The 18,380-nt window shown below is 62.2% G+C and carries 19 protein-coding genes; 13 read left to right on the plus strand and 6 right to left on the minus strand.

The genetic code is table 11. The features are described from left to right. Positions 1–150: 150 nt before the first annotated feature. Genes QWI75_RS07345 through QWI75_RS07355 form a run of 3 tightly spaced genes read right to left on the minus strand, consistent with a single transcriptional unit; the run spans position 151 to position 1,882 of the window. On the minus strand, positions 151–612 hold the full coding sequence (locus QWI75_RS07345) for an IPT/TIG domain-containing protein (protein WP_289268051.1): 462 nt from the start codon (positions 610–612) through the stop codon (positions 151–153). A 17-nt stretch (positions 613–629) separates the two neighbouring features. Further along, a complete protein-coding gene (locus QWI75_RS07350) occupies positions 630–1,556 on the minus strand; it encodes a substrate-binding domain-containing protein (RefSeq protein ID WP_289268052.1) in 927 nt (308 codons plus the stop codon). Further along, positions 1,553–1,882 (minus strand): FmdB family zinc ribbon protein, encoded by a 330-nt coding sequence (locus QWI75_RS07355; RefSeq protein WP_289268053.1) that lies wholly within the window; start codon positions 1,880–1,882, stop codon positions 1,553–1,555. Before QWI75_RS07355 ends, QWI75_RS07350 begins: the two co-directional genes overlap by 4 nt. 192 nt (positions 1,883–2,074) lie before the next feature. Between QWI75_RS07355 and QWI75_RS07360 the strand changes: the two genes are divergently transcribed. Genes QWI75_RS07360 through QWI75_RS07375 form a run of 4 tightly spaced genes read left to right on the plus strand, consistent with a single transcriptional unit; the run spans position 2,075 to position 3,880 of the window. Then, positions 2,075–2,251 (plus strand): hypothetical protein, encoded by a 177-nt coding sequence (locus tag QWI75_RS07360; protein WP_289268054.1) that lies wholly within the window; start codon positions 2,075–2,077, stop codon positions 2,249–2,251. Positions 2,252–2,285: 34 nt separating this feature from the next. Beyond that, positions 2,286–2,489 (plus strand): hypothetical protein, encoded by a 204-nt coding sequence (locus QWI75_RS07365; protein ID WP_289268055.1) that lies wholly within the window; start codon positions 2,286–2,288, stop codon positions 2,487–2,489. Positions 2,490–2,525: 36 nt separating this feature from the next. Continuing rightward, on the plus strand, positions 2,526–3,398 hold the full coding sequence (locus QWI75_RS07370) for a DMT family transporter (protein WP_289268056.1): 873 nt from the start codon (positions 2,526–2,528) through the stop codon (positions 3,396–3,398). A 14-nt stretch (positions 3,399–3,412) separates the two neighbouring features. Continuing rightward, positions 3,413–3,880, plus strand: a complete 468-nt coding sequence (locus QWI75_RS07375) for a hypothetical protein (protein ID WP_289268057.1) — start codon at positions 3,413–3,415, stop codon at positions 3,878–3,880. A gap of 39 nt (positions 3,881–3,919) precedes the next feature. Here QWI75_RS07375 and QWI75_RS07380 read toward each other — a convergent pair whose 3' ends face one another. Next, the gene (locus QWI75_RS07380; RefSeq protein WP_289268058.1) at positions 3,920–4,885 is read right to left on the minus strand and encodes an acyl-CoA desaturase; all 966 of its coding nucleotides are present in this window, start codon (positions 4,883–4,885) and stop codon (positions 3,920–3,922) included. A gap of 547 nt (positions 4,886–5,432) precedes the next feature. Between QWI75_RS07380 and hemE the strand changes: the two genes are divergently transcribed. The 4 genes from hemE (at position 5,433) to QWI75_RS07400 (ending at position 9,440) form a co-directional block, all read left to right on the plus strand. Beyond that, positions 5,433–6,458, plus strand: a complete 1,026-nt coding sequence (gene hemE, locus QWI75_RS07385; protein WP_289268059.1) for a uroporphyrinogen decarboxylase — start codon at positions 5,433–5,435, stop codon at positions 6,456–6,458. A gap of 103 nt (positions 6,459–6,561) precedes the next feature. Beyond that, positions 6,562–7,506 (plus strand): ferrochelatase, encoded by a 945-nt coding sequence (gene hemH / locus QWI75_RS07390; RefSeq protein ID WP_289268060.1) that lies wholly within the window; start codon positions 6,562–6,564, stop codon positions 7,504–7,506. An 8-nt stretch (positions 7,507–7,514) separates the two neighbouring features. After that, positions 7,515–8,966 carry a protoporphyrinogen oxidase gene (hemG, locus tag QWI75_RS07395; RefSeq protein WP_289268061.1) on the plus strand — a complete coding sequence of 484 codons (1,452 nt, stop codon included), beginning with the start codon at positions 7,515–7,517 and terminating at the stop codon, positions 8,964–8,966. A 66-nt stretch (positions 8,967–9,032) separates the two neighbouring features. Beyond that, a complete protein-coding gene (locus QWI75_RS07400) occupies positions 9,033–9,440 on the plus strand; it encodes a hypothetical protein (protein ID WP_289268062.1) in 408 nt (135 codons plus the stop codon). Between the two features lie 12 nt (positions 9,441–9,452). On the opposite strand, the gene QWI75_RS07405 is transcribed toward QWI75_RS07400, so the two are convergent. Both QWI75_RS07405 and mazG read right to left on the minus strand, forming a co-directional pair. Continuing rightward, positions 9,453–10,130, minus strand: coding sequence for a hypothetical protein (locus QWI75_RS07405; protein WP_289268063.1), 678 nt, complete (start codon positions 10,128–10,130; stop codon positions 9,453–9,455). Next, entirely contained in the window at positions 10,127–11,047 is a 921-nt protein-coding gene (gene mazG, locus QWI75_RS07410) for a nucleoside triphosphate pyrophosphohydrolase (RefSeq protein WP_289268064.1), read from the minus strand. Before mazG ends, QWI75_RS07405 begins: the two co-directional genes overlap by 4 nt. 157 nt (positions 11,048–11,204) lie before the next feature. Here mazG and QWI75_RS07415 point away from each other — a divergent pair, with 157 nt between their 5' ends. The 5 genes from QWI75_RS07415 (at position 11,205) to rlmD (ending at position 18,304) form a co-directional block, all read left to right on the plus strand. Then, positions 11,205–11,645 carry a DUF1844 domain-containing protein gene (locus tag QWI75_RS07415; protein ID WP_289268065.1) on the plus strand — a complete coding sequence of 147 codons (441 nt, stop codon included), beginning with the start codon at positions 11,205–11,207 and terminating at the stop codon, positions 11,643–11,645. Between the two features lie 181 nt (positions 11,646–11,826). Beyond that, positions 11,827–14,109 (plus strand): sensor histidine kinase, encoded by a 2,283-nt coding sequence (locus tag QWI75_RS07420; protein ID WP_289268066.1) that lies wholly within the window; start codon positions 11,827–11,829, stop codon positions 14,107–14,109. Between the two features lie 107 nt (positions 14,110–14,216). Then, positions 14,217–15,608: a sigma-54-dependent transcriptional regulator gene (locus QWI75_RS07425; protein ID WP_289268067.1), complete on the plus strand. Its 1,392-nt coding sequence runs from the start codon at positions 14,217–14,219 to the stop codon at positions 15,606–15,608. Between the two features lie 108 nt (positions 15,609–15,716). Next, a complete protein-coding gene (locus QWI75_RS07430) occupies positions 15,717–16,925 on the plus strand; it encodes a PrnB family protein (RefSeq protein WP_289268068.1) in 1,209 nt (402 codons plus the stop codon). Between the two features lie 83 nt (positions 16,926–17,008). Then, positions 17,009–18,304 carry a 23S rRNA (uracil(1939)-C(5))-methyltransferase RlmD gene (gene rlmD, locus QWI75_RS07435; protein ID WP_289268069.1) on the plus strand — a complete coding sequence of 432 codons (1,296 nt, stop codon included), beginning with the start codon at positions 17,009–17,011 and terminating at the stop codon, positions 18,302–18,304. Positions 18,305–18,380 lie beyond the last annotated feature (76 nt).

Below are 18,380 nucleotides of genomic sequence, written 5' to 3' on the forward strand. Positions count from 1 at the left end.
TCTGGAAAAAAACCGGCGTAAGGTAGCATACCGGGGTAGGGAAGTCGAGAAGTTGAAGCACGGAAGAACCGATGCGGAGCGAAGGAAATTGACTGGCGGGATCGCACGTGGGAGGGCCGGACGCCGGACCCTCCCGCCAACCGGGCATCGTTACTTGCTGAGGATGAGGACGCCCTTGGATTGGGCGCTGCCCCCGCCCGCGACAACGACCACGAAGGTCATGCCGTTCTTCATGTCCGGGACGGTCGCCTCGATGGTCGAGTCGTTCACGAGGGTATATTTCACGTCGGATTTGGAGGCGGCGCTGAAGGACACGCCGTGGAAGCATTCCTTCGTGCCGAAATTCTCCCCCTTGATGGTCACCTTGTCGCCGGGCTTGACCTCGTCCGGCTCGACTTTCATGATGCGGGGCCGTTTCGATCGATCGCACACCGGGTCTTTTTGGACCTTGTTCTCATCGAACCCTTTGATCGATTCCACGTCGAACAGGGTGAAGCCCGCGCCTTCCGTCATTTGTCCCTCCTTTTCCTGCTCGGCACCCAACAGGAGCGAGGGAGCGATGAGGAGTCCTCCGAGCACCGGTCCGGCTAATGTCAAGAACATGCGCCGCATACGAATTCCTCCTTGCGTTATGATTTCGGTCGAGCACCGAGCGGAGTATAGAGTTCGTCGATGATTTTCTGGCCGGCCGCCGAGAGACAGAATTCCTCGAAGGCCTGCACGAGCGGCGGAGCCTCTTTCGCCGACAGGAGGAGCACAGGCCGACGAAGTTTGTAGCGGCCGTCCTTGACGGTCGGCTCTTCAGGTTCGACCTTGTCGATAGCCAGCAGACGGATGGCTACTCCCGAGTGCACCGCGGCCAGCGCCTGTTCCAGGGAGACATAGGAGACGGCCGAGTTCGGCGGGAGAGTGCCGACCACCTTCTTGATCACCTTGTCGTCGCGGCTGATGGTCGTGGCCGAGCTGGGAATCTTGCCCACGATGCCCAATTGCTCCTCGAACGCATCGCGCACGTTCTCGTATTTCGGCCGGTCGATCAGGAGAATTTTGGTGTCCGGCCCGCCCAATTCAGACCAGAACGAGTACTTTCCGCTGAAGAGTTCGCCGATTTGCTGCCAGGTCATGTCCTTGGTCGTGTTGGACAGATGCACGACGATCCCGATCCCGTCCCAGGCGATTTGAGTGGAGCGCAGATCCGGATCGGCCGTTCCCGTGACGGCCACCTGCGCTTCTCCGCTCCGGACGATTTCGGCGGGTTTGGAGTTTTTGTCCCAAAGCAGATCGACATAGACGCCCGGATACTGCTTCTCGAAAGCCCGGGCCAATGATTCGAACAACGGCTGCTCCGGGCCGTTGCCGGCGATGGTCAGGTTTCCGCGCAAGTCCGCGGCCAGGCCCGGCGTGATCGAGGAGACGGCAAACGATGCGAGGCAAATCAGCGCCGCAATCAGGGGGAATAGGCCGTGGCCGAAAAAGGGAAACCAGGGTACAGGGCGGCGCCTCCGCCGGAGCCCCGAGGAGCAGGTCGGACCATGCTGCATGTCGTGCGGCGTCATCCCCCGGTCGGCGTGGAATTCGGTGCACTGCTGGAGCCGGAATCCGACTCATACGTCACGTTGGGGGCCGGCATATCGCGCATTCCGGACACGGGAGGCAGCTTGGCGAACTTGGCCATACGCTCATTCAGCATGTCGTACGCCTTCATTTCCTTGAATCCGGGCTTATGCGTGCCGACAACCTTGGAGGCGAATGAGGACATCAGGCGTGTGGCGCGTTTCACTTTGCACTTCGGACAGGCCGTGTCTTCCACCCGCGCCCAAGTCGGCTGAACGGCTTCGAATTGTTCCTGACAATTCTCACAACGATATTCATAGAGCGGCATGGACGGCCTCGTGTCGTATTGCTTGGCGATGAGCTGGGCGGTTATGGAAGCGGTTCGGGTAAACGTTTCATGTCGGTGCTTGCTGGTCTGAACCGGCTTGACCCTGCCTCAAGAATTGCACTATTGTAGCACACTTTATGCACAGGGGGAGCCCCCTGTTTCACAGTCGATGAGCGAAGGAGGAGTGCGTCCATGCCAGTCTTGATTCGGCGGTATAAGGCATCCGGCGGGTTCATGCAAGAGGAGCGGATCGATGACGAGGATCGCATCGAGCGATATATGAGGCTCTTCGACAAAGAAGACGTGAAGAAACTGGAAACGGGCGTCAAAGTTCATATCGAGAAGGACGAATGGCAGTTGCTCCCGTAATCGACTCTCCTGATGTTGTTCCGGAGGGTTCGCCATGATGTATTGGGTCCACATTGCCCGTTCGATTGATCGAACCACGCTCCATCGGGATCGGTGCGCCGAAGTGCCCTCCACCCCGCTGAAGTCGGACTTTTGGGAAGGGGGATGGTTCGACTATCCGGACAAGGAACGTGCGCTGCTGGCAATGGAGCAGGCCGGGACCACGTTCACCCGGCGCTGCACGCTGTGCAAGCCGTAGCCGGCGTGCCTGCCGCATGCCGGACATGTCGGGGTCATGCCGCAGTTAGCGCTTCTGGCGACGACCCTTGTGTGGGGGGCGACCTTTCCCGCGACCAAGGCGGCCCTCGCGCAACTTCCCCCGCTCTCCTTTCTTTTCCTACGGTTTCTGCTCGGCGCGCTGCTGGCGGTCGCCGCCGCCTTGGCCCTGGGCTATCGTCTGGAGAGGAACGCATCGGTGCTCCGGATGGGCGCGATCGCCACCATCTGGCTGAGCCTCGGGTACTTGTGCCAAACGGTCGGATTGCGCTACACCACCGCCTCCAACTCGGCCTTCATCACCGTGCTTTATGTCGTGTTCGTGCCGATTTTTCTTCGTCGGTTCGGCCTGCTCACCTGGATCGCCGTCGGCCTCGCCCTGGTGGGGTTGCTCTGTTTGGTCAAGCCGACCGTCTCGATCAACCTCGGCGATGTGCTCAATCTCGCCTGCGCCGCGGCGTTCGCGGCACACATCGCCTGCCTCGAACAGTTCACCAGAACCGGACAGTCCGTCTCATTGTTTCTCTGGCAGATGATTCTGATGAGCCTGGTGATGGCGCTGGGGTCGGTGGGCGAGTCGCCGGCGCCGGAGGCCTTCAGGCCCTCGCCGGTATTGCTGACGGGCCTCGCCGTCACCGGAGTGTTGGCGACCGGCGCCTTCGCCGTGCAGATGTGGGCGCAGCGCGTCGTGCCGGCTCACCAGGTCGCGCTGATCTTTGCCTTGGAACCGGCCTGCGCCGCCTGGCTGTCCTCGCTGTTCCTCGGGGAGCAGTTGGATAGCCTGGGATGGATCGGGAGCGGATGTATCCTGGTCGCGACCCTGTTGGGAACGATCTGGGGGCACGAATCCGGCCCGACGAGAGCAACGGCTGCCGGTGCGCCGCCGTCATAGACGCAGGGAGACCGATGGCGCAAAAATTCGGAAACGGACGGTGGGTGCGTGAGGGCTTCCTCAACAATCGTGTCCCCGGACTTGTGACCGGTCGGATCTACCTCGCGGGAATCGAGTGGGTTGATCTCTGTCTTGCGGGGGACTTCAAGGGCGAGATCGCCGGCTGCGCGATCCGGCTGAGGAACAGCCGGTATGAGGACGATGGCATGGCGGAGCAGGTCCTGGCTGATTTTGAGGTGCCGCAAGTCGGGACAGTGAGCTTGATCTCGTTCGATCCCCATCCGCTTCTCCAGCCCCATCCGTACATCGAATGGTTTTCCGATCGCAAGAATCACTACCGGATCGAACTGCAGGTTGGCGATGCCTGGGTGGTGACGCCGGAAGAAGCCGCCGGGCTCGACGCCGAGAGTCAACGGATACGGGACAGCCTGGGCGCATCCCGCCGCGCAGGCGGCGCAGAGGATGAAACCGATTGGGTGTAGACCGTCGATGGGCGACGAAACGGAATGGGACAGGAGACGCTAGACCGCGACCGCCTCTTCCTGCGGCCGTGAATCGCGGACATGGGCCGGGACCGGCCGCAGATCCCAAATCAATCCGCACCACGACATCGCCTTCAGAATGTAATAGGAGATATCGATTTCCCACCAATAGAACCCCTGCCGGGCAGAGGCCGGATAGTAGTGATGGTTGTTGTGCCAGCCTTCGCCGAAGGTAATGAGCGCGAGGAAGAAATTGTTCCGGCTGAAATCGCCCGTCTCATACCGTCGGGAACCCCAGCGGTGAGCGAGCGAATTGATCGTATAGGTGCAGTGGCTGACCAGCACGGTCGAGATAAAGAACCCGACGATCAGCATCTGCATGCCCGACGTGCCCAGCCCCGGCCACAGGGCGTTCAGGCCGACGCCCAGGAAGAAGGTGAGCGTGCCCAGCGCGATCGGGATGACGAGGTCGAATCGATCGAGCCAGCGGAGTTCAGGGAACTTGGCGAGATCATTGACAGCTTTGACATCGGTCGGCGCGTTGATCGGGGCGAGGAACCATCCGGTGTGGCTCCACAGAAAACTGTTGGTGATCGGCGAATGGACGTCCGACTGTTGATCCGACACGCGGTGATGTTTGCGATGGTGCGCCGCCCACCATAGAGGGCCTCGCTGCACGGCCGAGGCTCCGGCCAGGCCGAACAGGAACTGGCACAGGCGCGAGGTCTTGAACGTTTTATGGGAAAAATAGCGGTGATAGAAGCCGGTGATGGCGAACATGCGCAGCCCATATAAAAACATCGCCACCAGCACGGCCGGCCAGCTCAGGCCCACCCAGAACACGCCGAGGCACATGAGGTGCATGGTAATAAAGGGCACGGCTTGAACCCAATCGACACGGTAGGGGTCCTGGTTCGGATTCGGATGCTTGGGTTGCCACGAGTCAAACAAATACACCGGAATGCGAAGGACCGACCAGATACGTTGCGTGAGCTGTGTGATCATTCGTTCTCTCCCATGCTCTCTTATTCAGACAGAGGCACAACCCGACTCGCACGCTGTTATACAGGGGCGCCAGATCTGTGGCGATGGGCCCGATCAATCAGGGGGGGCCACGTAACGGGCAGCGGTCACCTGGATGTGGTGAACGGCGGTCTTCGACACAATTGGGGCATTTATACAGGACGGTAGGCTGAAGTCAATCCCCTTCCCCCCTGTTTCGACGAAAAAAGTACGCATAGCCTCCTATGCGAAGCGTCTGTCAGAGGGAGGGGCTGGACCCAACCTTCGCTCCGGATTTCATCATACCATGAATCGGATCGGATGTGCGTCGGCCTATTCCGGGCTTTCTAGCGAGCATAGGACGACGGAACAAGTTGAGCCAGCAATATGTGAGAACCAACCGACGCGGCGGAACTCTCTTCGCGCTTGTTCCAGAGCCGGCCCTGCCAGCTTGGAACCTGCCCATTGATCGGGAGCTGCCCATTGAATTGACTCGCCGCCGGCTCCCTCTCTAGAATGCGCGCGGGATCTAGCGGACGGTGCACGAGCTATGAATGATCGATTTTTGAAAGCCTGTCGCCGCGAAGCGGTCGATTGTACTCCCGTCTGGTTTATGCGCCAGGCGGGGCGATACATGCCCGAGTATCAAAGGATCCGGGCCAAACATTCTATTCTGGAGGTGTGCAAGACGCCGGAGTTGGCCGCCGAGGTCACGCTGCAGCCGATCGAGCGGTTTCCGCTGGACGCCGCCATTATCTTCGCCGACATCCTGCTGCCGTTGGAGGCGATGGGCCTGTCGCTCGAATTCGCCGAAGGAGAAGGACCGGTCATCCATAATCCCGTCCGCGACCGCAATGGGGTGGATCGGCTCCGCGTCACCGATGGACAGGCCCTGGCCTACGTGGCGGACGCCGTGCGGGTGGCGCGCCGGGCGCTCAATGACCGGGTCCCCTTAATCGGATTCGCCGGGGCACCCTTCACGCTGGCCAGTTACGCCATCGAGGGAGGTGGCTCCAGAAACTACATCCTGACCAAACAGTTCATGTACCGGGAGCCGGAGGCCTGGCACCGACTGTTGGACAAGTTGGCGCGGGAGGTCACCGGGTACCTGCGGCAACAGATCCGTGAAGGGGCCCAGGCCATTCAACTTTTCGACAGTTGGGTCGGCTGCCTCTCCCCGGGCGATTATGCCGAATACGTGCTCCCGCATGTCCGGGTGATCTTCGAAGGATTGAAGCGGGAGAGCGTGCCGCTCATCTATTTCGGAACCGGGACCAGCACCTTGCTCCGGCTGATGCGGGACGCGGGGGGGACGGTGATGGGGCTGGACTGGCGCATCCCGCTGGATGAAGGATGGGAGAGGCTTGGACACGACGTTGCGGTACAGGGGAACCTGGATCCGGTGGTGCTCTTTGCACCTCTGGGCGAAATCGAGCGTCGGGTGGAAGACATCCTTCACCGAGCGGGAGGCCGCCCCGGCCATATCTTCAACCTCGGCCATGGGATCCTGCCGGGCACGCCGATGGACCATGTCGCCGCCGCGATCGACATGGTGCATAAGCTGAGTCAGCAATAACGAGCGGCAAGCGTCAACCGTCATTCGACAACCGGACAGGTCTAAATATTGTCGTCCTGTATCGAATGACGAATGACCATTGACGAATGACGAGAGGTTCGCAATGCCGGGACCACAACAATCGATCGCGATCCTCCTCATGGGGCTGGGTGGGCCCGATTGCCTGGAGAACGTGGAGCCTTACCTCAAGGAAGTGCGAGGGGGCCGTCCGACGCCCCCGGAATTAGTCGAGGAGATCCGCGAACGGTATCGGGTAACGGGCGGACGTTCGCCGGTGCTCGATGTCACGCGTGAGGTGGCCGGGCGGCTTGAGGACCGGCTGAACCAGTTGGGCGGATCACCGTATCGCGTCTACGTCGGGCTTCGACATTGGCATCCCTTCGTCAAGGACACCTTTGCGGCATTGCTGCGCGATCGACCGGAGCAGGTCATTGCCGTCTGCATGGCGCCCCAATATTCCAGCCTCAGCATCGGCGCCTACATTCACAAGGTCGAAGAGGCCAGGGCATCCCTGGGCGCCGACTGTCCGGTCAGTTATGTGAAGAGCTGGCATCGGCATCCCCGGTTGATCGCCGCCATCGCCGAGAATGTGGAGTCCGGCCTGAAAAACTTTCCGATCGAGCGCCGCGGAACAGTACCGATCCTGTTCACCGCACATAGCTTGCCGGAGCGGATTCTGGAGATGAAGGACCCCTATCCCGACGAGGTGCAGGGTACGATGAACGAAGTCTGCGCCCTGATACGCCAGCCGGTCGTGCGATTGGCCTACCAAAGCCAGGGGCGGACGGGCGAGAAATGGCTGGGACCGTCGGTCGAGGCGGTTGTGGAGGAGTTGTGCGCCGCCGGCCATCGCGATCTGCTGGTGGCGCCGATCGGTTTCCTGTGCGACCACGTCGAAGTGCTGTTCGATCTCGACATCGAGTTGAAACACGTGGCCGCCGCGAAGGGAATGCGCCTGGAGCGGATTCCCATGTTGAATGCCTCCCCGGCCCTAGTCGATACGCTGGTCTCCGTCGTGCAGGATCACCAAGCGGTAGCGGCAGCCTGATCCTCTCCGTGACACTCGGTCCTCAGACAGTGGCGGTTGTCGGTGGAGGGATTGCCGGTCTTGCCGCCGCCTTCGAACTCACCAAGCTGGCGTCGGACCGCAACCTGCTCCTTGCCTGTCGGGTGCTGGAATCCGCCCCGACCTGGGGCGGTAAGATCGTGACCCATCGGGCCGGAGGCCTGCTCATCGAGGCAGGACCCGATTCCTTTCTCTCTCAGAAGCCCTGGGCCTTGGATCTGTGCCGGGAACTCGGGCTCGGCGACCAACTGATCAACACCAACGACGAGCACCGCAAGACCTTCGTCTATTCGCGGGGGCGGCTTCGCGAATTGCCCGAGGGGTTGGTCGTGATCGTCCCGAGCAAGTTGGGGCCGTTTCTGCGGAGCGGCCTCTTGTCTTGGAGCGGGCTGGCCCGCATGGGACTGGAATGGGCCGTGCCAAGGCGGCGGATCGGCGCCGATGAATCGCTGAGGGGGTTTTTTCAGCGCCGGTTCGGACGGGAAGCGACGGATCGCCTGATCGAGCCGTTGATGGCCGGGATCTACGCCGGTGATGCGACGCAGATGAGCATCCAGGCGACGTTCCCGCGGTTTCCCGAACTGGAGCAGCAATGCGGCAGCCTGATCCGTGGCCTGCTGGCCAAACGATCGTCCGGACCGGAGCCGGCCAATGGACGTCCGAAGCCCTCGCTGTTTGTGACGCTCCGTCACGGGTTGAGCGGGCTTGTGGACGCCCTGGTGAAGCGGCTCGCCACAGCCGGAGTCGGCTTGCAGACGGGCGTCGGGGTCGAGGCGCTGCGGGTGCGGTCCCGCGAGGCGGGGCGATGGGTCTATGATCTCATGCTGTCCGACGGGAGCCGCATCGCGGCCGATGCCGTGATCCTGGCCGTCCCGGCCTTTGCGTCCGCCGACCTGGTCCGGCCCCTGAGCCCGTCATCCTCAGCCTTGCTGGAGCAAATTCTCTATGCCTCGACGGCGACGATTGCGTTGGCCTATCACTCGGATGATGTGCGGCCGGCCATTCAGGGATTCGGCTTTGTCGTGCCTCGCGTCGAGCAGCGGCCATTGCTGGCTGCGACGTGGACCTCGCTCAAGTGGGCGGACCGAGCGCCGGCGGGACAGGTGCTGGTCCGATGCTATCTTGGAGGAATCGGCAGGGAGGCCAGCCTGGCCGGGAGCGACGAGGATCTCGTCAGCCGTTCGCGGGAGGAGTTGGCCGCCCTGGCCGGAATCAAGGCGCCACCGACCTATGTCGAAGTGAACCGATGGCCTCGCGGAATGCCTCAATACACGGTGGGGCACCTGGACCGGCTGACGCAAATCGAGGCAGGCTTGAGCCGCTATCCCGGCCTCGTGCTGACAGGAGCGGCCTATCGCGGTGTCGGGATTCCCGATTGCATCCGCGAAGGACAGGCGAGCGCGGGGCGGATTGCAGATTATCTTGCCGGCAAGCGGAATTGACCATCGTTTGGTCAGTTGGGCATATGCAGAATGAGGAGATGGCGAGATCAAGGAGTGGAGTGACCCATGGCTGAACCGTTCGGTATTCTGAATGTCAGTGGCCCCTTTCGAGAACCAAGAGAGCCCGTGTTTTCCTATGACTATTCGATTCAACGGCCGACCTGGCCGACGCCCCATGCCGTCCGGGTCAAGATTGGCATTCCCAACGAACTGGACCCGATCAAGCAACGGCTGCTGGGAACCATCCAGGGCACGGCGGGCCAACAGGTTGTTGTAAATGCCGTGCTCACGCGCCGGATCGCTGACTTTAAGCTCCAGCTTGCCAACGAAGAGGGGTTGTTGGGAGGGCGGCAGGATGCATTGGTGGCGCCGTTCAGCGGATCCCTGGCGCATCTGCTTCCGAAACTGGAAACCTGGGCAATCGAGCAGCAGCAGGCCCTGCGAGAGGAAATCCGGCAGCGGGCGAAATTATAGGTATACGGTCTTTCAGAAGATCGGCTTGTAATTTTTCGAATGGACCCCAGATTCGTCGGCAAACCCCAATGAGGCCCGGTCCGGGTGATCGCTGTTGTTCAGGTTGATCTGGTACCGACCGCGAACCCGCTCCATGGCTTCTTCAAATGGAACGGCCGACGGATAGAGGCCGCCGGGGGCATGGGCGCCGAGGGCCAGGGTGCCAACCACTTCCGGCGCGGCGTAGGTCGGGTCGCTGAACAGGTAGATGTCGGCGATGGCATGGTCTCCAAGCGTATTGCCGGGCGTGGTGGCCGGAAGCAGGCTGGTCAGGCTGTTGTCCATCCGCTTGGCGTGAAAATCCTTTAAAAGGCTGATGATCTGGCTGTTGGTCGCCTCCGGCGGAATAATCAGGCTGATAGCCTTATATTCCGGTACCGTGGCATGGACGCGGAAAATAACCGCGCTCCCCTCGTCGTCCAGATGACTGCTGCCGATTTCCGGTTTGCCCAGCGACGCATCCGGCCGGTCCCGTTTATTTCCCGGCGCGAAGACGAAGAAGATCAGAATCCAGAGTCCGAAGATGACAGAAAAGATCACCACGAGCGGATGGGCGCCGGCCCGCTTGCCTTCCTCATAATGGTTGAGGCCCAGCGGGGACGGGGAATCCTCCGGACCGCGCGGTTCGGCTTGTTTCGGTTGGTCCGTCATAACGCCGTGCCTGAGGGGCGAGGGGCTGCCATGGGGGTGCGATCCTCGGCCTGTGCTGCCTTCTTTGCTTCGGCCCAGAGCCGATCCATTTCTTCAAGGGTCATGCTGTCCAGCGACCGGCCGGCGCGCCGGGCCTCCGCCTCGATGTAATGAAACCGATCGACAAACCGTCCCGTGGCCAGACGAAGCGCATCCTCCGGGTTCACGGCGAGCTTGCGCGCGAGATTGACCAGCGAAAACAACACGTCGCCGAATTCCGCCGTGATCTGCTCCTGCGAGCCGGCCCGCGCGCGATTGTCGCCGCCCAAGTCTGCGGAGGCCGCCGCCCGCAGTTCGCGGCATTCTTCCTCGACCTTGTCGAGCACCTGCGCCGTCCCTTCACGCGAATCCGGCCAGTCGAACCCCACGCGCGAGGCGCGCGCCTGCACTTGGTAGGCGCGGAGAAGCGCCGGAAGGGTATTCGGCACTCCATCGAGCACCGACTGCGTCCGGCCCGCCGCTTCCCGTTCCTGCTTCTTGATCTGTTCCCACTTGCCGTAGACCTCTTCCGGGCTCAGGCTGTCTTGTCCGGAATCGGGCCTATTGAACACGTGCGGATGCCGGCGGATCAACTTGTCCGCGAGCAAGCCCATGACATCTTCGATGGTAAATCGTCCCTGCTCGGCGGCAATCTGAGCATGGAACAGGATCTGGAGCAGCAGGTCGCCCAATTCCTCCCGCAGCTTGGCCATGTCCTGCTGATCAATCGTCTCCAGCACTTCGTAGGTTTCTTCGAGCAGATAGGGTTTGAGCGAGTCGTGGGTCTGCTTGCGATCCCAGGGGCAGCCGTCGGGCGCGCGCAGAGCGGCCATGATCTGGACCAGACGGTCGAAGCCGGTCTGTGCCGGAACAACCTGATGATGAAGCGGCTGGTTCATAAACAGGTGGCAGGAGCTTATACCGAGTCCGGGGGGCGCTGCAATCGTTTGCGGCGGCTCGCGGTCGTCTTGCGACTCTCTATGGCCTATGCTACCGTACTGCCCGCTGAATTGGGCCGTTGATCGAAGCAGGAAGAGCTGAGTCGAGGGAGCGAGCATGAGCGCTGAGGAAGAACGGGGGTTCGTGATCCGGGATCGTCGGGGCGAGAAACCGGCAGAGTCGTCAGGAGCGGCTTCTGAAGGGCCGGCGGCTTCAGGCCGGGCCCGCGCGGAGCCCCCAACCGCGGCCGCGTCCCGCGCCGCAGGAGCTTCCGAAGGCCATGCCGGCCACGCACCGGTTCCAGTGACGTTTTCGACCTTTGTCTTTTCGCTCGGCACCTCCGCCCTGATGTTGATGGGTGAGCGGTTGGACCCTGGCCAGCAGGAACTGCCCGTCAATTTGCCTCAAGCCAAGGAAATCATCGACATCCTTTCGCTGCTCGAGACCAAAACCAAAGGGAACTTGACGTCGGACGAGCAGTCGGTCCTGACCGATATGCTCTATGCGTTGCGGATGAAATTCGTGGAACTGACCTCGTCCGGCTCCGCTCCGCGATAAGCCCGGTAAGCCCGGCGGTTCGTTCTGGTCTTGCCTGTCGGCTATGTCGCCGCTCTTCGGGCGCCAAATCGTTTGATTCCCTTCACTGTTCCGGCTACTCTGAAGAGCGAAGCGTTGTCCGAAGGAGCCCTGGAACAGGAGAGGCGCCTCGGGCGAACCCTATCGTCCTAGCAACATTTCCATGCCTGAATCCAACAGCCTGCCCACAACCGGGACGTCGATCCGCCCGATAACCGGAGCCGCTCCTTCCACGGAAGGCCGGCCGCGCCACCTGCGCCCCGTCTGGTTCGTGCTGCTCCTGCTGATCCCCTGCCTGGCGCTGACGCTGTATTACTATCAATACGGGGTCCTGACCGAGAGCAGCGGCGGGTCGTTGGTGCCCAGCACCAGCTACGCGTTCGTGCTCCTGCTGATCAACCTGGATCTGATCGGGCTGGTGGTCTTGACCCTGTTGCTCTCACGCAACCTGATCAAGGCCTATTTCGAGCGCCGGCACCGGCTGGTGGGCTCGGGCTTTCGGGCCAAGCTGGTCGCGGCCTTCATCGGCTTCTCGTTGATTCCGACCGTGCTGCTGGCCTTCGTGGCCAGCCGCGTGGTGGACAAGGCCGTGGACGTGTGGTTCAGCGACCAGATCGATCATGTCATGCGCGATTCGTTTGAAGTGGCCAAGATGCACCATGCAGGCCACATGACCGTGGCGGTGAACAGCGCCCGGGCGATCAGCCAGGAAATCTTTCGCGAAGACTTGATGGCGCCGACGCAGCGCGACCTCTTGATCGCGGCCATGGCGAGGGCGCGCGCCGACCATAACGTGGCGGGGGTGGAAATCTATTCGGCCAAGATGGAGACCTTGACCAAGGCCCTGGCCCCGGAGGTGCCGGGCCAGGTCATCGACCTGCCCATCGGGCAACTGGTCCTGCAGGTCATCAACACCAAACAGGAGATGACCTCCGTGCAGGAGGCCTCGAACGGCCGGCTGATCCGGGCCGGCGTGCCCATCCTGTCGAGCGCCAACCGCTCGGAGGTCGATGGGGTCGTGGTCGTCGATTCATACCTGCCCGAATCGCTGCTGGCCAAGATGGAAGGCATCGGCCAGCGGTATGCCGAATACAAGCAGATGCGCGCGATGAAGAACCCGATCAAGGCCGGGGCCTATCTCTTCGTCGCGGTCGTCACCGTGATGATTCTCTTCGGCGCCACCTGGTTCGGCTTTTACGTGGCCCGCAGCATCACGGTGCCGATTCAGCGCTTGGCCCAGGCCACCGAAGCCATCGCCCAGGGCGACTTGGACGTGCACATCGAGGCGAAGGCGACGGACGAGATCGGCACGCTGGTGGAATCCTTCAACCGCATGACCGCAGACCTTCGGGCCGGCAAGGCCGAGATCGAGTCGGCCAACGAATCCCTCCGCCGATCCAACGTGGAGATCGAGCGCCGCCGCGCCTACACGCAGACCGTGGTGGATACCATTGCCGCCGGCCTGCTCTCCATCGACCGGCAGGGGAGGATCACGACCTTCAACCCCTCGGCCGAGCGGATACTCGGCATCTGGGGCGACCGCGTGGGGAACCGGGCGGCGAACGAGGTCTTCAAAGAGTTCAAGCTGGATCTCTTTCAAACGGCCTACGACCGCATGCTCGCCGACCAGCGGGACACCCTGTCGCTCGAAGGACAGGTCGAAGCGCAGGGCAAGGTGCTGACCATCGGCCTCAGTTGCTCGCGCATGAAAGACGAAGCGGGCCGGGATCTCGGGTTTGTGCTGGTCTTCGAGGACCTGACGGATCTCATCAAGGCGCAAAAGGCGGCGGCCTGGCAGGAGGTCGCGCAGCGCATCGCGCACGAGATCAAGAACCCGCTGACGCCGATCCAGTTGTCGGCCCAACGGCTCCGCAAAAAGTATTTCGAGCAAGCCCCGGACTTCGACAGGATTTTCGACGAGGGCACGCAAGTCATCGTCAACGAGGTGGGCAGCCTCAAGAATATGGTCGATGAATTCTCCAAATTCGCCCGCATGCCGGCTCCGCAAATGGCAGAAGGATCCTTGCACGATGTGCTGCGCGAAGTCATCGCGCTGTACCAGGGAGCCCATAAGGACGTGGAATTTCTCGCGGATTTCGACGAGGTGCTGCCTTCGGTCCGATTCGATCGGGAGCAGATCAAGCGCGTGCTGGTGAACCTCTTCAACAACGGGGTTCAGGCGATGAATCAAAAAGGCCGCCTATGGGTGACGACCCGGTATGACGGCAAGCGCCGGCGGGCCGTCGTCAGCGTGGCCGATGAAGGAACGGGCATCAGTTCCGAGGACCACGAGAAGCTGTTCATGCCCTACTTCTCGCGAAAACGAACGGGGACGGGGCTCGGCCTTGCCATCAGCCGGCGCATCATCACGGACCATGAGGGGCAGATCTACGCGGCAAACAATCAGCCGCGCGGCACGGTCTTTACCTTCGAGCTGCCGGTGTAGCGGGGTGGTCAAAGGTCATTCGTCAATCGTCAATCGGTTGGGAATGCAGTTCGGTCACTCCACGTTTGACGGATGACGTGTGACGGGTAACGATTGACGGGGGGTCAATGGCGGAATCGATTCTGATTGTGGATGACGAGGCGGCGATCCTCAATTCCCTCGGGCAGATTCTGGAGGACGAGGGGTATGAGGTGCAGGTAGCCAAGAGCGGGGTTGATGCCTTGAAGCTCATCGCCGGCGACCAGCCGGACCTGACGATCCTGGACATCTGGATGCCCGAGATGGACGGGCTCGAAACCCTGCGCCGGATCCGCGAGCAGTTTCCGAAGGCGCAGGTGATGATGATGTCGGGCCACGGTTCGATCGAGACGGCCGTCAAGGCGATCAAGCTCGGCGCCTACGACTATATCGAAAAGCCGCTGTCGCTCGAAAACGTGACCCTTCGGGTCCGGCATGCGCTTGATCAGCATCGGCTCGAAGCGGAGAACCAGTCGCTCCGGACGAAGGTCGAGCGCAGATTCGAGTTGATCGGGCAGGCCCCCGCCATGCAGCGGCTGCGCGAGTTGATTGCGACGGCGGGGCCGACCAACAGCCGGGTGCTGATCGCGGGCGAGAACGGTACCGGAAAGGAGCTGGTCGCGCGCGCCATCCATCAGCACAGTCCCAGAGCCGACCGGCCCTTTGTCGCCGTCAACTGCGCCGCCATTCCGGAAACGTTGATCGAAAGCGAACTGTTCGGGCATGAGAAGGGGGCCTTCAGCGGCGCGACCTCTCAGAAGCGGGGCCAGTTCGAACAGGCGGACGGCGGAACCCTCTTCTTGGACGAGATCGGGGACATGAGCCTCGCCACGCAGGCCAAGGTGCTGCGCGCCCTGCAGGAACAGCAGTTCAACCGCGTGGGTGGGACCAAGACGATCAAGGTGGACGTGCGGGTATTGGCGGCCTCCAACAAGGACCTGGCCAAGGAGATCGAGGCGGGGCATTTCCGCGAAGACCTGTACTACCGGTTGAACGTCTTGCCGGTGACGGTGCCGCCGCTTCGATCGCGCCGCGACGACATTCCGCTCCTGGTCCGTCACTTCATGCAGATCCATTCCGAAGAGCAGGGCCTGAAGACCAAGCAGCTCACCCCTGCGGCCATGGAGCAATTGCAGCAGTACGACTGGCCGGGCAACATCCGAGAGCTGCGCAACCTCACCGAACGGCTCATGATCATGGTGCCGGGCTCCCAGATCGACGTCGACCATGTGGCGGCCGCGCTACAGGTAAGGCCGGCCATGCCGAGCGCGGCGCAGGCTCCGGCGCAGCCGTCGCTGGTGCTGAAGGAGTATGATTCCTTGCGCGAGGCGCGGAACGCCTTCGAGAAGGAATACATCACGCGGAAGCTCAAGGAGAATCGCTGGAATGTCTCGCGCACGGCCGACGAATTGCGGATCGAACGGAGCCACTTGCACCGGAAGATCAAGCTGCTGAACATCGATCTCAGGCCGGAGATCTGACGATCGACGCGCCGCCGGCCCTCGTTCCTTTTTCAGCGATGTCTTCAGCCGCAGAAAGGCTGGTGTTAGACTAACAGTAATGTCGGAACGTCCAGCAGCCTACCGTCTATGCGTCAAAATGCCGCAGTCATAGAGTTGACCCACTTCGAGGTCTCGGCGGATCGCGGATTTCTCCCGGTGCGGGACCCCCTCGCCACCTTTCCCGGCTTGCAGGATTCCCCGCTCGAAATCTTGACCCGCGAGCTGCCCAAGCTGCTGGCCGCGCGCCGGTTGCGTGACTATGTGAACAGCCACCTCGTGAGCGGGCCGGACGAGCAGGGCCGGTGGAATGAGGACGAATACCGGGCGGCGGCCCGCATCCTGTCGTTCACCGGGCAGGCCTACGTGTGGGAGCATCCCCAGCATCCGGCTAAGAAACTGCCCGCCCACTTGGCCAAGCCCTGGCATCGAGTGTTGGCGCAATTGGGAAGGCCGCCGGTTCTCTCCTATGCCTCCTATTGTCTGGATAATTGGCGGCGGCTCGACCAAACTCGCCCGATCGAGTTGGGCAATCTCTCGCTGCTCCAGAATTTCCTCGGTGGAGTGGACGAAGAGTGGTTCGTGCTGGTGCATGTGGAAATCGAAGCGAGGGCCGGCGCCGCCCTTGCCGGGCTCGCGCGGGCGCTCCAGGCGACGCAACTGAATCAGTCGGACGAGGTGCTGCAAGGGTTGGAGGGCGCTGCGGCCGCCATGGAGGGGATGTGCCGAACTCTCGACCGCATGCCTGAGCAATGCGATCCCTATATCTATTTCAATCGCGTGCGGCCTTACATCCACGGATGGAAGGACCATCCCGCTCTGCCGGAGGGGCTGCTCTATGAGGGCGTGGAAGCCTATGGCGGCAAGCCCCAGCAGTTCCGGGGAGAGACCGGGGCCCAGAGTTCCATCGTGCCGACGCTGGACGCCGCGCTCGGCGTGGTGCATGCGGATGACCCGCTGCGGCAGTACCTGATCGAGATGCGGACCTACATGCCGCCCCGGCATCGCGCCTTCATCGAAGCCTGGGAGCAGTTGCGAGATCGCCAGGGACGCTCACAGTTGTATCGATATGCCCTGGACAGACGGCAGGGCGAGCCTCGGCTCTGGGACCGATTTCGCGCCTGCGTGCAGGGACTCTGCCGATTCAGGCAGACGCACCTGGACTATGCCGATCGGTACATTCAGCGGCAGAGCCAGCGGACATCGAGCAACCCCACCGCAGTCGGAACCGGTGGAACCCCCTTCATGGCCTACCTGAAGAAGCACCTGGACGAGACCGCCGCGCTTATTGCAGAGTAACGTTCCGCGGTTCTATCCCCTTGGTTCAATCGTGGTCCTGCGCATGGGGCGACGCCCATGTGACGGGACGGAGGTCTGTCCGGATGGGCGAGTCGGTCGTCGTGGACATCGAAAAACTGGTGCAGGGTGGCTATGGGCTGGCCCGCCTCGAAGGACGCACGCTCTTTGTCCGAGGGGCGGCTCCAGGGGAGCAGGTGGAGGTTCGGCTCGGTCCCGCGCGGGGACAATATCAAGAGGCCTGGGTCCAGCGGGTGGTCAGGGCCTCGGCGGATCGCGTGGCGGCTCCTTGCGAGGTCTACGGCCGCTGCGGGGGCTGTCAATTCCAGCACCTGCACTACGGGAGCGAGCTGCATTGGAAAAAGGAAATCCTGCTGGAGACGCTGAAGCGGGTCGGCAAGATCGACGGGCTGCCGATGCCGGAGGTCGTGCCTTCTCCGTCGGAATACGGGAGTCGCGGGGTCGTGCGGTTCGGTCTGTTGCGCCGGGGCAACGGCTTTGCGCTGGGGTTTCACGAGGAAGGGTCGGTCCGGCTGGTTGCGGCGACGGATTGTCTTCTGCTGACGACCGTCCTGCGGGAACAGGTGCGCGTGATCCAAACTCGACTCGGCGCCATGGCCTCGCTGGGCTGCCTGGTGCATTCGATCGAACTGCGGGCCTCCTCGACGTTCGATCAGACGCTGATGATTGTCCGTACCGATGCCGCTCATCAACGGGCCATCGGCCGCGTGACGGACCTGGCTCAAGACCTGCCCGACCTGGTGGGGCTTGTGGTACTCGGTGAGCGAGGCGGGCGGGAGCAACGGTGGGTGGAGGGGCAGGATTGGATCGCCGAACGGTTGGACGACCTGCTGTTCCGGATCGGCGATCGCTCGTTCATGCAGTCAAACTGGGCCGTCACCCAATCCTTGGTCCAAACGGTCATCGAATGGACGGAGCCAACGGTCGGCCTGCGGGTCCTGGAACTCTTTGCCGGCATCGGCACGCTGGGCTTGCCGCTGGCCAAGCGGGGTTCGTTGGTCACCATGGTGGAGAGCAATCCTTGGGCCTCGGCCGACGCGAGAAGGGCCGCCAAGGGCAATCACATCGGGCGCTGCCGGTTTCGGGTGGCGCCGGTTGAGCAATTTCTGACCGCGGAACCATCGATGGAGTACGACGTGATTCTGCTCGATCCTCCCCGCACGGGCCTGAACCGGGATTGTGTGCAGGGTCTGCTTCGCGCCGACCATGCGCGGCTGCTCTATGTCTCCTGTGATCCGCCGACGCTCGCGCGGGACCTGCGGCGCCTGCTCGACGGAGGGTATCGAATTGTCCGCCTCCAATCCTTCGACATGTTCCCCCGCACCGCCCATCTGGAGACGTTGGTGGAGTTGGCGCGTTAGAATCGTCGATGGTCCATCGTCATTTGTCAATGGTGGAATGGCGAGATGATCGATTCCCCTTTCTGTTACGAATGAC

The organism is Nitrospira tepida, assembly GCF_947241125.1.
Taxonomy (GTDB): domain Bacteria; phylum Nitrospirota; class Nitrospiria; order Nitrospirales; family Nitrospiraceae; genus Nitrospira_G; species Nitrospira_G tepida.

Excerpts from the sequence above, each read along its gene's own strand:
- QWI75_RS07380 (WP_289268058.1), bottom strand. The coding sequence starts at position 4,885 with ATGATCACACAGCTCACGCAACGTATCTGGTCGGTCCTTCGCATTCCG.
- QWI75_RS07355 (WP_289268053.1), bottom strand. The coding sequence starts at position 1,882 with ATGCCGCTCTATGAATATCGTTGTGAGAATTGTCAGGAACAATTCGAA.
- QWI75_RS07420 (WP_289268066.1), top strand. The coding sequence starts at position 11,827 with ATGCCTGAATCCAACAGCCTGCCCACAACCGGGACGTCGATCCGCCCG.
- QWI75_RS07350 (WP_289268052.1), bottom strand. The coding sequence starts at position 1,556 with ATGACGCCGCACGACATGCAGCATGGTCCGACCTGCTCCTCGGGGCTC.
- mazG (WP_289268064.1), bottom strand. The coding sequence starts at position 11,047 with ATGAACCAGCCGCTTCATCATCAGGTTGTTCCGGCACAGACCGGCTTC.
- QWI75_RS07405 (WP_289268063.1), bottom strand. The coding sequence starts at position 10,130 with ATGACGGACCAACCGAAACAAGCCGAACCGCGCGGTCCGGAGGATTCC.
- QWI75_RS07425 (WP_289268067.1), top strand. The coding sequence starts at position 14,217 with ATGGCGGAATCGATTCTGATTGTGGATGACGAGGCGGCGATCCTCAAT.
- hemH (WP_289268060.1), top strand. The coding sequence starts at position 6,562 with ATGCCGGGACCACAACAATCGATCGCGATCCTCCTCATGGGGCTGGGT.
- QWI75_RS07365 (WP_289268055.1), top strand. The coding sequence starts at position 2,286 with ATGATGTATTGGGTCCACATTGCCCGTTCGATTGATCGAACCACGCTC.
- QWI75_RS07400 (WP_289268062.1), top strand. The coding sequence starts at position 9,033 with ATGGCTGAACCGTTCGGTATTCTGAATGTCAGTGGCCCCTTTCGAGAA.
- hemE (WP_289268059.1), top strand. The coding sequence starts at position 5,433 with ATGAATGATCGATTTTTGAAAGCCTGTCGCCGCGAAGCGGTCGATTGT.
- QWI75_RS07375 (WP_289268057.1), top strand. The coding sequence starts at position 3,413 with ATGGCGCAAAAATTCGGAAACGGACGGTGGGTGCGTGAGGGCTTCCTC.
- QWI75_RS07415 (WP_289268065.1), top strand. The coding sequence starts at position 11,205 with ATGAGCGCTGAGGAAGAACGGGGGTTCGTGATCCGGGATCGTCGGGGC.
- QWI75_RS07370 (WP_289268056.1), top strand. The coding sequence starts at position 2,526 with ATGCCGCAGTTAGCGCTTCTGGCGACGACCCTTGTGTGGGGGGCGACC.
- rlmD (WP_289268069.1), top strand. The coding sequence starts at position 17,009 with ATGGGCGAGTCGGTCGTCGTGGACATCGAAAAACTGGTGCAGGGTGGC.
- QWI75_RS07430 (WP_289268068.1), top strand. The coding sequence starts at position 15,717 with ATGCGTCAAAATGCCGCAGTCATAGAGTTGACCCACTTCGAGGTCTCG.
- QWI75_RS07345 (WP_289268051.1), bottom strand. The coding sequence starts at position 612 with ATGCGGCGCATGTTCTTGACATTAGCCGGACCGGTGCTCGGAGGACTC.
- QWI75_RS07360 (WP_289268054.1), top strand. The coding sequence starts at position 2,075 with ATGCCAGTCTTGATTCGGCGGTATAAGGCATCCGGCGGGTTCATGCAA.